The sequence below is a fragment of the uncultured Shimia sp. genome (genome assembly GCF_947493595.1).
Taxonomy (GTDB): Bacteria; Pseudomonadota; Alphaproteobacteria; order Rhodobacterales; family Rhodobacteraceae; genus Shimia.
On sequence record NZ_CANLRL010000013.1, the window covers coordinates 59,022 to 72,784 of the forward strand.

The 13,763-nt window shown below is 56.9% G+C and carries 10 protein-coding genes; 1 reads left to right on the plus strand and 9 read right to left on the minus strand.

What is annotated here, in order from left to right; genetic code table 11:
• Positions 1 to 3: 3 nt before the first annotated feature.
• From Q0955_RS20305 to Q0955_RS20340, 8 genes are all read right to left on the minus strand, one after another.
• Entirely contained in the window at positions 4 to 843 is an 840-nt protein-coding gene (locus Q0955_RS20305) for an NAD(P)-dependent oxidoreductase (protein ID WP_299428552.1), read from the minus strand.
• Entirely contained in the window at positions 840 to 2,054 is a 1,215-nt protein-coding gene (locus Q0955_RS20310) for a pyridoxal phosphate-dependent aminotransferase (protein WP_299428554.1), read from the minus strand. Before Q0955_RS20310 ends, Q0955_RS20305 begins: the two co-directional genes overlap by 4 nt.
• Positions 2,051 to 2,824 carry an HpcH/HpaI aldolase/citrate lyase family protein gene (locus tag Q0955_RS20315; RefSeq protein ID WP_299428557.1) on the minus strand — a complete coding sequence of 258 codons (774 nt, stop codon included), beginning with the start codon at positions 2,822 to 2,824 and terminating at the stop codon, positions 2,051 to 2,053. Before Q0955_RS20315 ends, Q0955_RS20310 begins: the two co-directional genes overlap by 4 nt.
• Positions 2,824 to 4,035 (minus strand): FAD-binding oxidoreductase, encoded by a 1,212-nt coding sequence (locus Q0955_RS20320; RefSeq protein WP_299428560.1) that lies wholly within the window; start codon positions 4,033 to 4,035, stop codon positions 2,824 to 2,826. The genes Q0955_RS20315 and Q0955_RS20320 overlap by 1 nt, the downstream gene beginning before the upstream one ends.
• Positions 4,032 to 5,741: a hydantoinase B/oxoprolinase family protein gene (locus tag Q0955_RS20325; protein WP_299428563.1), complete on the minus strand. Its 1,710-nt coding sequence runs from the start codon at positions 5,739 to 5,741 to the stop codon at positions 4,032 to 4,034. Before Q0955_RS20325 ends, Q0955_RS20320 begins: the two co-directional genes overlap by 4 nt.
• Positions 5,738 to 7,825 (minus strand): hydantoinase/oxoprolinase family protein, encoded by a 2,088-nt coding sequence (locus tag Q0955_RS20330; protein ID WP_299428565.1) that lies wholly within the window; start codon positions 7,823 to 7,825, stop codon positions 5,738 to 5,740. The genes Q0955_RS20325 and Q0955_RS20330 overlap by 4 nt, the downstream gene beginning before the upstream one ends.
• Positions 7,826 to 7,926: 101 nt before the next feature.
• A complete protein-coding gene (locus Q0955_RS20335) occupies positions 7,927 to 8,829 on the minus strand; it encodes a LysR family transcriptional regulator (protein WP_299428568.1) in 903 nt (300 codons plus the stop codon).
• Positions 8,830 to 9,348: 519 nt separating this feature from the next.
• A complete protein-coding gene (locus Q0955_RS20340) occupies positions 9,349 to 9,726 on the minus strand; it encodes a hypothetical protein (RefSeq protein ID WP_299428571.1) in 378 nt (125 codons plus the stop codon).
• A 106-nt stretch (positions 9,727 to 9,832) separates the two neighbouring features.
• On the opposite strand from Q0955_RS20340, the gene Q0955_RS20345 reads away from it, so the two are divergent.
• Entirely contained in the window at positions 9,833 to 12,100 is a 2,268-nt protein-coding gene (locus tag Q0955_RS20345) for a hypothetical protein (protein ID WP_299428574.1), read from the plus strand.
• A 14-nt stretch (positions 12,101 to 12,114) separates the two neighbouring features.
• Here Q0955_RS20345 and Q0955_RS20350 read toward each other — a convergent pair whose 3' ends face one another.
• Positions 12,115 to 13,041 (minus strand): tetratricopeptide repeat protein, encoded by a 927-nt coding sequence (locus Q0955_RS20350; protein WP_299428577.1) that lies wholly within the window; start codon positions 13,039 to 13,041, stop codon positions 12,115 to 12,117.
• Positions 13,042 to 13,763 lie beyond the last annotated feature (722 nt).

Genomic DNA, 13,763 nt, shown 5'->3' on the forward strand with positions numbered 1-13,763 from the left:
TGCTTAGTCCTTTCCGGTATCGTCTGTGTTGAGGTTCAAATGCGCCATGCCGCTATTGCCCAGCTCTACAGCAGCAAACGGGCCACCGTGGTGGGTGTTGGCTGGATCATGAGGATCTAGCGGCCCTTCCGTGGCATAGATTTCTTCAGCAAATTGCTCGGCGTTGTCCTTGGGGTGGTAGCCCAGATGCTGCGCCTTGGCGTTGTCGACAGGTGTGCGGTCGTTGTCCGATACGCCGTAGACCACGCTGAAGCCGGTGATGGGCGTGGTGATCGAACGTTCCACCAACAGGATCAGATCGTCATAGCTAAGCCAGGTTCCCACGGCGCGCGAATTGGTCGGCTGCGCGCAGGACAGGATGCGCATGCAGACAGATTCCAGCCCGCGTTTGTCCCAGTAGAGCGAAGCGAGGTCTTCGGCGAAACACTTGGCCAGCCCGTAAAACGTGTCAGGCTTGTGGGGGGCATCAGTGCCGATGAAATCCGTCTTCTTGTGCATGCCCACGGCGTGGATGGACGAGGCATAGATGACCCGGCGCAGCTTGTTGCGATGGGCGGCCTCCCATACGGTGTAGGCACCATAGAAATTTGGCCCCCAAAGCACATCCATCGGGGCTTCGTCGCCGACCGCGCCGAAATGCACCACCATGTCCGCGCCTTCGAGCAGGGCAACCATGGCGTCGAGATCGGTGATGTCTGCCTTTACGTAGGTTTCATTCGCAGCAAGATTTGTGACGCTGTCCGCAATGTCCGAGGATACGAAGTCTTCGCACATCTTCGAAAGTGGCTCTCGCAGATAGGAACCAAGGCGACCAGCCGCGCCGGTAAGTACGATCTTTTTCATAAAGTCAGTCCTTTGAGGTCAGAAACAGCGCGAGCAATGCGATCCATTGCATCGCTTAGAACCTCTTCCGAGGCCGCTGTTGAAATTCGGAAAAAAGGTGAAAGCTCATAGGCGCTGCCGGGCACGGCGGCGACGCCTGCAGCATTCAGAAGATAGGCGGTCACGTCTGTATCTGTTTCAATCGTCTCGCCCTGAGGGGTCTTAGCGCCGATCAGCCCCGCGCAGCCGATCAGGCCATAAAACGCGCCACCCGGTGCGTCGAGTGTCAGGTCCGGGATCTGTGCCACACGCGCGACCACAAGGTCACGGCGCGCCTCGAACGCCCGGCAAAAGGCGCGGACAGTAACTTGTGGCCCGTTCAATGCGGCCGCGGCAGCCGCTTGGGCGATGGAACACGCTCCTGACGAGATTTGGCTTTGCACTTTGGTCATCGCCGCGATCAGTTCCTTGTGCCCGGCACCAAAGCCAATGCGCCAACCCGTCATGGCATAGGCTTTGGACACACCGTTGACCGTCAGGGTGCGGTCTTTCAAACTCGGGCAAAGCGCCGCAAACGATCGGAACACGCGCCCGTCAAACAGGATGTGCTCATAGATCTCGTCCGACAGGATCAGCACACGCTCATGATCGGCCAGCACGTCGCCGAGTGCCGTGATCTCGGCATCCGAGTAGACCGCACCCGACGGATTCGACGGTTGGTTCAAGAGCAGCCATCGGGTCTTGGGCGTGATGGCGTCGCGCAATTGATCAGGCGTCAGAAGAAAGCCAGCCTCAGCCGGGCATTCCAAAGGCACCGGCACGCCGCCGAGAATAAGCACAATGTCCTTGTACTGACCGAAATAGGGCGCGCAGAGCAGCACCTCGTCTCCCGGCTCCAACGTGGCCATGAAGGCGTTGAACAACACCTGCTTGGCCCCGTTCGACACGATCACTTCGTCCAGAGCGTAATCCAGAGCGTTTTCACGTTTGAACTTGTCCACGACGGCCTGCCGCATCGCGAGCGTGCCATTGGTCGGGGGATACTTTGTCTCGCCGCGCAAGGCCGCCTGATGCGCGGCCTCTTTAATGTGGTCCGGTGTGTCGAAATCCGGCTCGCCAAGACCGAGGTCGATGACATCTTCGCCGCGCGCCATGGCCTGTTTTGCAGCCTGGCTGACCCAGGCAGAAGCGGACGGTTTGACCTGAGCAAGACGTGATGAGGCGAAACTCATTGCAGCGCGCCTTTTGTTTGCGCCAGGGCCGTATCTGCGGCCCGTGCCAAAAGCCCCGTATCTGTCGCAATGGCAACAAAGGTGAAGCCCTCGTTCAACAGATCAGCCGCAAAAGTAGGGTCGGTGACCAAGGTGCCAACTGGCATGCCTTTGGCAATCAGTTTTTGCGCCGCCGGTTTAATCAAGGCCCATACATCCGGGTCCATCGGCTTGCCGAGTTTGCCAATATCGGCGGCAATGTCTGCAGGTCCAAAGAAGATACCGCTGACGCCATCAACCGCGCCAATCGCTTCGGCCTGTTCGACGGCAGCACGGGTTTCCAGTTGCAAGAGAACAGCGGTTTCGTCCTCCACCCGCGCCACATAATCGGTGATGCGCCCAAAGGCCGTTGCTCGGGTCGCGCCCGAGACGCCACGAACACCGTGTGGCGGGTAGCGCGTCGCCGCAACCGCCTGTTTGGCTTCTTCCACCGTTTGGATCATCGGAAACAACAGGCCCGGCGCGCCCAGATCCAATAGCCGCTTGACTGCAACCGCGTCGTTCCATTCTACACGCACGAGGGCCGTGGTCGGGGACGCCGCAAACGCCTGAAGCTGACCGAGTACGCTGAAATAATCGTTGGCGCTGTGCTCCATGTCGATCAGCGCCCAGTCGTATCCTGCGGTCGATACCACCTCTGCGGCGAAGTTGCTGCACAGGCTGATCCAAAGGCCGACTTGTTTCTCACCGGCTGCAATAGCACTGGTGAAGGGATTGGCGGGAAGATTCATCAGATAATGGCTTTCTCGATGATCGGCTTGTTTGCTGGGATCCGCTCATAGTTGAACGGTGTCAGGTCAAGCGCGCGGTATTCGCCGTAGGTCAGCCACTCGGCCGTCCCGCGCCCCATGGCAGGCGACTGCTGCAGCCCATGGCCGGAAAAGCCATTGAGGAAGATGAAGTTTGAAAGCTCTGTGTGCGGTCCCATGATTGCGTTGTGATCAAAAGTGTTCATGGCATAGTGCCCGCCCCATTCGGATTGCACTTTGATCGCCTCGAACTGCGGGATACGGGTCGCAAGAATGGGCCAGACGTGGTTTTCCCACATGGAGTGATCCATCGCATAATCGTCAAAATCTACCGCCGGATCATAATCGGAATGCCCGCCGCACTGATATGTCCCGCCGCCGTTTTCGCGGACGTGCACACCTGACGGGTCGATGGACAGCGGCAAGTCCTGATCCAGCGGTTGTTCGGCTTTGAAGATCCACGAATAGCGTTTGCGCGGCTCCACCGGAACGTCGATGCCCGCCATCTGGGCGGTGCGTGCCGCGCGCGGGCCGGACGCATTGACGACCTGACCACAGGCGATCACATCGCCAGAGGCGAGAGTGACGCTTTCGACGCGGGTGCCAGCAGCGTTGCGGGTCATCGCCACAACTTCGTTCTGAATCCATTCGACACCGCGCTCGCGGCTTTGACGTCGCCACCAGTCATTGACAGCGGCCCCATCCCAATAGCCTTCATCCACCAGGTTGATGGACCCAAGCACGATGTCGTCCACATTGTAGAAAGGGTAAGCGGTCCTGATCTCCTCGGGCGTCATAAGCTGAGTTGCCGCTCCAGCCGCCAGTTGCACTTGCTGGCTTTCGCGCAGCATATCGGCAAAGCCTTCGTTGTCGGCAAAATACATGTACCCGAAGGAGCGGATGCCAAGCTCCGGCACCCGGTCATCGCCACCCATATAGCTGCGGATGTTCTTGACGAAGTCGGCGGCAAACTGGCTGATCCGCACGTTCAATTCGGTCGAGAATTGCTGCCGCATGCAGGAGTTTGTGTGCGTGGTCGAGCAGTTCTCGTAGGTCATATCCCGTTCGACAACGAGGACCGAGCCGCTGAAATCCTTGTTGTCGGACAGGAACCAAGCGGTCGAGGCGCCCATAATGGCGCCTCCGACGATGATCACGTCATAGCTTTGCTTTGATGGGCTTTGGTTGCTCATATCTGGTCCCCCCTTGCGACGGCTTTTTGCACCGACGCGATGTCCTCGGCAGACAATCCATAGTCCGTCCGTGCTGTTTCCTCAGAAATATATCCTCGCGCCAGATCACGCTTCACAAGCTCACTTGGGCGTTCGGAAGGATTGCCGTAGCCAGCGCCCCCCGGAAAGGCCATCACCACCTTGCGACCGTGTGGGACGAATTGCTTGCCCTTGACCCGCATCGCTGTGCCATCGTCCTGCGCAATCGTCGTTGGTGCGCCATTCTGGCCGCCACGGCGACCCCGCGCCGGGTGCTGGCTGCGGTCGAACATGGCTTGGATGTCAAACTCGTGGCCTTCCTGCGCGCCAACTTCCATGTACTGCCCCAAACCGCCCCGCGTCTTGCCTGCGCCGCCGCTGTCGGAGCGCAATTCCTTGCGCCAGATGATGACGGGGCCTGCGTGTTCGGTGGCCTCAATCGGCATGGTCATGACCCCCGATGGGAAGGCTGTGGCGTTCATGCCATCGTGCTCGGGCCGCGCACCAGAGCCACCGGAGTTGAAGGTCAAAACTTCGGACCTGCGCGCATCAGCAGGCGCGGGTGCATCGCTGCGCGGGCGTAAAGAGACCTGGAAGTTGCACAGACATCCCGCGCCTTCGGCGGGCACCAGACCCGGCACGATCTTGTCAAAGGCGTCATAGACCGCATCCGGCACAAAATGCCCCACGATGTGACGCAGAGCGACGGGGGCGGGGTGCAGCGCGTTTACTATGGAGTTTTCCGGTGCTGTGATTTCAAACGGCGCAAGCGAGGCTGCGTTGTTCGGGATCTCCGGCGCAATCGCCACTTTGAGCGCATAACAGGCGTATGCCTTGGTGTAGACAAGCGGGCAATTGATGCCCTTCTTGTCGAGGCCGGACGTTCCTGTGAAGTCAGTAACGATGCGGTCCCCTTCCACGCTGACCTTGACCTTCAGCGTGATCGGCACGTCGAAACCGTCCATCGTCATCTCGCCTGTCGCGGAAGTCTGTGGAAGGGCGGCAATTGCCTCGATCGTTGCGCGGCGGGAGTTTTCGAGGATGAATTCGGCGATGCCGTCCAGATGGTCGAGGTCGAACTCCTCCATCATGCCGATCAGGCGCCGGTGGCCGATCTCGTTGCAGGTGGCCAGCGCGTAGATGTCGCCGATCAACTGATCGGGTTCCCGCACATTGCCCCTGATGATGCGGACAAGCGTTTCATCGACCTCACCACGATCAGCGAACTTCATGATCGGGATATACAGACCTTCCTCATAAACGCTTTGGGCATCCGCACCAAAGCCGCGCCCGCCGATATCGACGATATGCGCCGTGCAGGCAAAGAAGCCGACCAAAGTGCCGTTGTGGAAGGAGGGCGTGACCATGGTGATGTCATGCAGGTGCCCCGTGCCCTCCCACGGGTCATTGGTTATATAGACATCGCCTTCAAACATGTTCTGCCGCCCAATCCGGCGAATGAAATGCGCCACCGCATCGGCCATTGCATTGACATGGCCCGGGGTGCCCGTGACCGCCTGCGCCAGCATGTTGCCATGGGTGTCATAGACGCCAGCCGACAGGTCCCCAGCCTCGCGGACAGACGTGGAGAACGCCGTGCGCACCAGTGCCTGTGCCTGTTCTTCGACGACCGAAATCAGGCGGTTCCACATGACCTGATAGGCGACTTTCGAGTGGTCTTGGCTCATTTCGCTGCTCCTTTCGTCACCACATCGATACAACCGTCAGGCTGGCGGATGGCGTCCCGACTGGCGGGCACGATGATTGTCGTTTCAGCCTCGGTCACGGCAGCAGGACCATGCGCGCGCTGGCCTGTCTCCATGAGGCTCCTGTCGATAACATGGGCATCAAGGTATTTGCCGGATGCCGCATCAAAGAGCTGCCTTGTAGCGTTCAGCACAACAGGCGCGCTGCCGTCTGTGGTTTCAATGCGCGCGACGTCTTCCGGTGGCGTTGTTGCGTTCACCGACCAGACGGTGATTTCGATATTCATGCCCGCGACGGGACGACCAAACAGCTTGGTGTAATCCTCTTCGAACCGTGCCTCAAAGGTTGTGGCGTCGGGGTTCATCGCTTGCTCTTCGGTGAGGTCAATTGGGATTTCCCAACCCTGACCGGTGTAGCGCATGTACACCTTGAACTCCGACAGGATCGGGCTCACTTCATCGCAGGTGCGCACAAAGCCTGTTGCCTCGGCTTTGAGATCGGTCAGCAGGCTCTTGATCTTGTCCGCATCGAAATCGCTCAGCTTCATATAGACCGACCGGTTGGCCTCGAAGCTGAACGGCGCGCGCAGGAAACCAATGGCAGAACCGACACCTGCGCCAGGCGGCACAAGCAGCCGCTCAACCCCAAGCTTTTCGCAAAGACGCCCAGCATGCAGAGGTGCTGCGCCGCCAAAGGCGATCATGGTGTACTCGCTCAGGTCTTCGCCATTCTCAACAGCATGGACACGCGCCGCATTGGCCATGTTTTCGTCCACCACCTCGGCTACGCCAAAGGCGGCTTCGACCGCTTCCATGTCCAGAATGTCACCGACATGTGCGCTCAACGCTTTCTCAGATTGATCGGGGTGCAGGGCGATCGAACCACCGGCAAAATTGTCCGCGTCCAACTTGCCCAGCACAAGATCAGCATCTGTGACACCCGGTCGTGTGCCGCCACGCCCATAGCAAGCGGGGCCAGGTTCGGACCCGGCACTTTCCGGGCCGACACGGATTTGCCGCATGCCGTCTACATGGGCAAGGCTTCCGCCGCCCGCACCAATTTCGACCATATCGATCACCGGGATCGAGATCGGCATGCCCGAGCCCTTCTTGAAGCGATACGTGCGCGCGACCTCGAACACGCGGCTGGTTTTGGGGGTCTGGTTCTTGATCAGGCAGATTTTGGCCGTGGTGCCACCCATGTCGAACGATAGCACCTTGTCCAGCCCATAGCGCGCCGCGATATTTGCTGCGAATACTGCGCCCCCGGCAGGTCCACTCTCGACCAGCCGAACTGGGAAATCGGCAGCATTCTGGATCGAGATGATCCCGCCGCCTGAATGCATCAGGAAGATGCGGCAGGTGACACCTTCACGTCGCAGGCGTTCTTCTAGCCGCCCAAGATACGAGGCCATCAAGGGCTTGATATAGGCGTTTGCGACGACCGTATTGAACCGCTCGTATTCCCGCATCTGGGGCGAGACTTCCGAAGAGATCGACACCGACACATCCGGCAGCTTTTCAGCCAGCACCTCGCGCACCAACTCCTCATGGGCAGGGTTGAGGTACGAGTGGATCAGCCCCACGGCGACGCTTTCAAAACCCGCTTCCGCGATCCGGTCCACCACTGCCTCTACATCCGCGCGATCCAGACCGACGAGGATTTCGCCTTTGGCGTTTACCCGTCCCGGGACAGTGAAACGCATCTGACGTGGCAACAGCGGTTCAGGCAGGTTCAGGTTCAGGTCGTATTGTTCAAACCGGGACTCCGTCCGCATCTCGATCACATCACGGAAGCCTTCGGTTGTGATCAGCGCGGTTTTGGCTCCGCGCCGTTCGATAAGCGCGTTGGTGGCCAGAGTTGTTCCGTGGATGATCTGCTCAATGGCTGAGGGATCCACACCAGCCTTGGCGCAAACCTGATGCATACCGTCGATGATGGCGTTTTCCGGCGCAGCATAGGTCGTCAGGACTTTGATCGAGAACTGCTCGCCGCCCTTTTCGAGGACGACATCCGTGAAGGTGCCGCCAATGTCGACGCCCATGCGAATAGATTCGGCCTTCATTACGATCTCCACTGCAGCCCGATGAACTCATGGCATTAGCTCCCGCAGAAGAGCAGAAATCAAATCAATAGATTTTCTATACCTGATAAATTGAAGCTATCCTATGCCTCCACTGGCCGAACGGATGCAGCGATCTCACAAGCCTTGGCAACGAAGCGCGGTGCACGATCCGCGTTGAAACGGGCAAAAAACGCAAGCGGTGGCGCAATCCAATCCGACTTGAGAGACACCAAATGTCCGTCTTTAATCTCCTCCGAGACCAGGGAGCGGGGCAGCAACGCAATCCCCAAGCCTTCATTGACCATCGGAAGGCACGCGGACAAAGCGCTTGAGTGAATAATCTTGCCCGCGTCATAGCCCTCCGTTGCAGCAAGATCGTGCAGCGCACGCGCAGCGCTCGTATGACGGGCATGGGTCAAGACGGCCTTGTCAAAGAAACGCGCGACCGATGTCCCGCCTGCTAGCTCGTTTGCAAGGTCCGTGTTGGCGACCCAAACATAAGGTTCCTCGGACAACGCCTGTTCGCCGGTGGCTTGAAATGCAAACGGACCATTCTGCAGCGCCAGATCGAGCCGTCCTTCGCGCAAGCGCTCGTCAATCTGACGGGATAGATCGACCTCCAGCTCGACGCGCAGGTTTGGGTACTCTTGTCGCAAAAGCCGCAGGAACGTTTGCAGCCATGTGCAAGCCACAAGTTCTGTGACACCAAGCCGAAGGCGTTCTTCGATCAACTCTTGACGTCCCGCCGCCTCCAACAGGGCTTCTCCGGCGCGAAGAATGTCCCGTGTTAGAACGAGGAGCTCCCGACCCTTCTCGGTCAGGCGTACTGAACCTGCGTCTCGATAAAGGAGCGCAACATCCAAAGCCATTTCCAGAGCAGAAATCCGGGATGAGATGTTAGGTTGCGTCGTTCCGAGAGCAGTTGCGGCGGCTCGGAAGGTGCCAGTGTCCACAACAAAGGCAAAAGCTTCGAGTTGCTTTAGTGTGATCTGACTTTTTATCATTTTGGCCTACAGAATCAGTTTTCATGATCATGGACGGCTCCGATTTTTCAGCAACTTTAATCGGGAGGACACCACTCTTCGATCACGTGGCTCTGTCCGCAAAGTGAGGTGAGCAGACCTTAGTTTTGCCGGGGGCAAGGTCCAAATTGTCCCGATCTTTCCAGTTCGTAACCCGCGCGACAAAGGTCGGCTATCGGAAATTCGCGTTCTGGGCTGTAAGTCCAAGTTGGGCTGGGAGAAGACCTTCGGACATAAAAGCTAACCCCAGAAATTGCCTGCCATGCGACAACGAGAGGTACCAATGTCGACATTGCGCAGATCGCGCACTTTGCAAAGTTTAGCAAACGGCCCACATCTGTCTCTTGCGCATCTCTAAACAAATGGCAGCTACGCTGAAAAAGTCGCTACCGAGCGTGTTCTATAGATCGTGCAACTCGAAATCCGTTTACGGTATTGCCCAGTTGCCTTCCAAGGCCGGGCCAAAAAGCCAAAATACAGCCCGCGCTGAACCCTGCGAAACTACTTGAGCTTTTCCCGCGCCATCGCTGCGTAGATTGGGCAATCTGCATAAACCACGGCGAAGGCCTCAAACACCGCCGAACTTTCGCTCTCGCGCACATCTTGCCAGGTTTGTTGAGCGGCCCTGCAAGTGGAGAGGTCAGCCCCCGCCTTTGTACCCGTGGCGCCACCGCTTGCGGACACAGATTTTGCCAAAACGGTTTCGCAGTTGTCCGGCGATTGAACGACCTCTGACAGCGCCGAGAAGAACGCAGAATGTGAAATGTCAGTGGTTTCCGAGGCCAACAAATCGTCCAAACATGGACGGTTTTGTGCCTGTGCCGCTGATATCGCACCAAGAACCCAAAGAACCAAGGCAAGTCCAAGAGTTTTGTGCATCTTTATGGCCTCACTTTCGCGTCCGCGAATTCGATAAACAAATGACGGTTGTCAGATTGGAGTCCGGACAATACTGTTCGCAAACAAACATTTAAGGCAAGTGCTAATGACACCCTTCTGCTCCATCAGCCACATGATTGTTGGGGCGGTTGCCAGCCTCGGCATTTTGACAAGCGCTCAAGCGCAGGATTTCGCGTTTGAGACCAGCGGGCAGTTTACGCCGACGTGCAGCACCGGATTTTCAGGGCGGCCAGCAGCAGAGGGCATGTCTTTTCAATTTGAAACTACCCTTTCGCTCAACCTTCTGCTCGGAGAGCCCGTTGTACGATCCAGCTTGGCATGGCGTCCTGTCGGTTTTGGCGTGACCTGTATTCAACCTTATGGGCAGGATGAATTGGTGCGACTGGTATCTGTTGATCAGTATGACCCAGAAGGGCTTGCCCATCCCATCGACGTCGATCTTGTGGCCGAACTAATCGTTCCGTCCTCGCCCAATGGCCGTGTCTTTTTGCCATTCAATCCCGGCGCTCTGTCAAGAAACGCCGGCGAGCCCGGATTTAACACCGCCGGCTCCCCCAACTGGGACACGCTGTTCTTCACCCTTCCGGGATTGGGCTCTGATTTCTGGGATACAGAAAAATACGCCTTCTTGAGCGCCGAGGCTGCCAAGGATATCTTCTCGGCCGGTTTTGACGTGGCGCAAATCCATGTGGCTCAGGCAGACTTTGACCTGACCGAGCTGAAATCCAACTTCGGCGCGCAGGTTGATACCGCATCCGCCCTCGTCAAAGTCGCCAACCGGCTGGAACAGTGGGGACGCGAGACATTTGACAGCTACCCCGACGGTGTCGCAGCCCGAATTGCTGCGAATACGCAGCTGGACGCTCCCGAACAGGTCGTCGCACTCCGCAACACAATTGATGATATTCAGGACCTGCACGACCAATTGCAGCAACAGTCAGGCGATGCCGACAGCAAGACGACCATTGATCGGCAAAAAGCGGATCTGGCGCCGTTTCTGGACGAAATTGATACAACCAACAAAGACGAAACGTTTCTCAGACTGCTGTTGAACGCGAGCACACGTGCGGTGCAAAAAGACCGTGACGACATCGCGGCGAAAACCGAAAATCAACGCCTTGTAGCGCAGGAGATCGAGGCGCGGCTTGCCGCGTTGCAGGAGGAAGATGGCGCATCTCAAATCCCTGCAAATCCGGACTTGGATAGCAAGTTTGAGTTCGTGAAATACCTGACCTCGCATCAACAACAGTCGTTCACCATTCCGGATTTTATGTGCAATTCAGACATGTCCTCGCTGGAAATTTCCAGAAGGGTCATCGAGAAACATAATGGTGAAATACCCGGCTGGACACGGCATTTGGGGAGCGCGGGCTCCCCAACAATACGCAAAATCAAACACTACAGCGCCGATTACCAAGTCACTTTCGATCTTTATCGCGTCAACGGCCAATTTGTCTGCGTCAGTATAGAGATGGATGTTGGGAACTCTCCGGGAGGTTGGAAAGAGGAGATGAAACAAGAGGTGCTGTTTGAGTTTTTCGACGCCACCGGTCAAAAAATAGCCGAGCGCGTCATTGATCGACCGTCACCGCTGAACGGCCCGCACAAGTGGGGATACGGTCATTTTCAAACAATGGTTTCGGAGGATCTAAACGACCCAAGTGTCTATTTCTTGTTTAGGGTCATGGGGCGCAAAAGTTTTTCTGAATACGACATCAGCGGCGCCACACTGAATGCAATCCCCGGAATTTTAACCGTGGGCCAAGAATACAAAGTAGAAATGTCGCCGCCGGTGCTTGCCGATACCCCCCGCGAAGCAAAACATTTCATCACGTATGTGCAAATGTTGGGAACACCGCACTTGATTGTGTACCCGCCTGGCCAGGTTACCGCCCTAACGTATGATTTTAGGATGCAACTGGCAGATACGCGTCGGGCCCTTTATGAAAAGGGATCCGACCACCTTGGGTATCGGTACGCGACCAAAAATACATTTTCCTTAGTTGACGACGGGGAATTCTTTGTCGCCTTTGATGGCGTACTGCTCACGGACCAAGCCCGCCGAGATCCGGGAAAGCGCGTACCTGAAATCGTATGGCCATGGCACATCTACCCGAGCCTTGATGGAGAAGTACTGCTCAAAAGTGCTAAATCGGGGTTCCATCGCTGGGGTGGGGGAGACTTGAAGATCGATTGGTATCCGATGGAGCCGTTTGATGGTTGGGTGCGGGGATACCTGTATCGGGCGACCGGAGATGAAATCACGTTTTACAACGGAATGGGCGTCGAGTTGGCGCGCGTCGATGGCAAACTCATCGACCGCGCCGACCATACTTTGTACGTCGTCAGATGAGTTCTGACTTGGCGCTATTCCCCCAACAGCTTGGCCAACAGCTCGGCGGCAACCTCGTCCCCTTCATCCGCGGCCCTTTGATACCAGTAAAGTGCCGCGGCTGGATCGCCGTTTTCATGCTTCAGGCGGCCATATTTGCGCATTGATTTCACATGGTCCTGTTCGGCCGCCAACCCAAAATAGTATTGCGCTCGGTCTCTGTCTGGCGCGGTGCCTTTGCCATGAAAATACATCGCCGCCACATTGTGTTGCGACCATTTATCTCCGGCATCAGCAGAACGTTCGTAAAGCGACAGCGCGCGTTCATAATCAAGCGGATAAGCCCCACTGTCTCCGCTGAGGATCAGGGCTGCCCAATACATTGCATCGATGTCTTGATTGTCCTCAATGGCCATCTCGAACCAGCTCATGGCAGTGTCCAGATCTTTGGAGACCAGCGTGCCTTCGCGATATAGCTTACCCAGTGCTATTTGCGCAGAGCCATAGCCAGCGTCTGCAGCAGCCCTATAGAGCTTTAGCGCAAGCTCCGGATCGTCCGATTTTACTCTTTGCGCCAGATTGTATTGCGCCATTGGGAAGCCCGCCTTGGCTGCTTCAGCATACCACTTGAGACTTTCACCGGAGTTTTTTTCGGTCCCTCGGCCTCGCTCATACGCAATTGCGAGGGTATTCATGGCCAATGCACTTCCTTCTTCTGCCGCGATGCGCGCTTGGTCAGCAGAGGCACCATAATCGCCAGACAGCAAAAGCGCGCGCGCATAGACCGCGCGCACTTCAGGATTGAGGGTGTCGGTGGCCTTATATGCTTTCTCGCAAGCTTCCAAGGCGGGTTCGACCATCACATCCCGCCCCAATACGCCCAAAAAATCCTCAAGCTGGAACGGCGCACTAGCCAATGTGAGGCACGTTTCCTCGTCCAGTGAATATGCATCGGATGGCATATCGTGAGTGAGAACCTGACTGTTACCCGTTGCGGATTTCAGCTGCGCCAGCTTTTCCTCTGCAAGGCTTAAATAGATCGGGCAAGCAGGGAAAGTAGATGCAAAACTCTCTAGAGCAGCGATAGAGCCACTCTCTCTAACGTCAGGCCACATTGCGCGTGCGTCCGCACAAAGTTTGCTTTCGGCGAATGCTGGTCCAGAAATAACGGCCAAAGCCGCCGTGGTAAGAAGAAATTTTTGCACCTAAATAATCCATTTCGCTTAGGAAATTCGTTGTTGATTGCAAACGTAGTTCAGCTCAGATGTCTTTCCAAGACAAATGGCTCTGTGCAAGAGAAGGAAACAATGGTGAGCAGCTACCTAGATGGGCGGATTACACTTACCGTTGGCCCACGCCCCGGCAAGCGTTCAGTTGGTGCGCTCCAAAACCTTGGACTAACCCATTGCTGCACGTTGCTCAGCGCAAGGGAAGGCGCGGAGCAAGTCCGAGACCTCTGCAAAAAGTTGGGCAATGAGGAGCAGCCCTGTGAGTGGCTTTGGCTGCCGATCGAGGGCGGTAATATAGCAACGCTTCAAGCCACAGATCTGAAGACCCTGATGGCGGAACTTATCAGTGCCATCGAGGCGCAAAAAGCCCCGCACGTTTGTGCGTCGTCAGAGTTTTTGGAACCAAGGGCGGCCTAAACTAAGAGAGAGTTCGGCTCATCTGGTTGGTTTGATTA

What these genes read in the sequence shown, in the direction of transcription:
- Q0955_RS20345 (WP_299428574.1), top strand. Translation starts at nt 9,833, where the DNA reads ATGACACCCTTCTGCTCCATCAGCCACATGATTGTTGGGGCGGTTGCC.
- Q0955_RS20310 (WP_299428554.1), bottom strand. Translation starts at nt 2,054, where the DNA reads ATGAGTTTCGCCTCATCACGTCTTGCTCAGGTCAAACCGTCCGCTTCT.
- Q0955_RS20340 (WP_299428571.1), bottom strand. Translation starts at nt 9,726, where the DNA reads ATGCACAAAACTCTTGGACTTGCCTTGGTTCTTTGGGTTCTTGGTGCG.
- Q0955_RS20350 (WP_299428577.1), bottom strand. Translation starts at nt 13,041, where the DNA reads ATGCCATCCGATGCATATTCACTGGACGAGGAAACGTGCCTCACATTG.
- Q0955_RS20335 (WP_299428568.1), bottom strand. Translation starts at nt 8,829, where the DNA reads ATGATAAAAAGTCAGATCACACTAAAGCAACTCGAAGCTTTTGCCTTT.
- Q0955_RS20320 (WP_299428560.1), bottom strand. Translation starts at nt 4,035, where the DNA reads ATGAGCAACCAAAGCCCATCAAAGCAAAGCTATGACGTGATCATCGTC.
- Q0955_RS20325 (WP_299428563.1), bottom strand. Translation starts at nt 5,741, where the DNA reads ATGAGCCAAGACCACTCGAAAGTCGCCTATCAGGTCATGTGGAACCGC.
- Q0955_RS20330 (WP_299428565.1), bottom strand. Translation starts at nt 7,825, where the DNA reads ATGAAGGCCGAATCTATTCGCATGGGCGTCGACATTGGCGGCACCTTC.
- Q0955_RS20305 (WP_299428552.1), bottom strand. Translation starts at nt 843, where the DNA reads ATGAAAAAGATCGTACTTACCGGCGCGGCTGGTCGCCTTGGTTCCTAT.
- Q0955_RS20315 (WP_299428557.1), bottom strand. Translation starts at nt 2,824, where the DNA reads ATGAATCTTCCCGCCAATCCCTTCACCAGTGCTATTGCAGCCGGTGAG.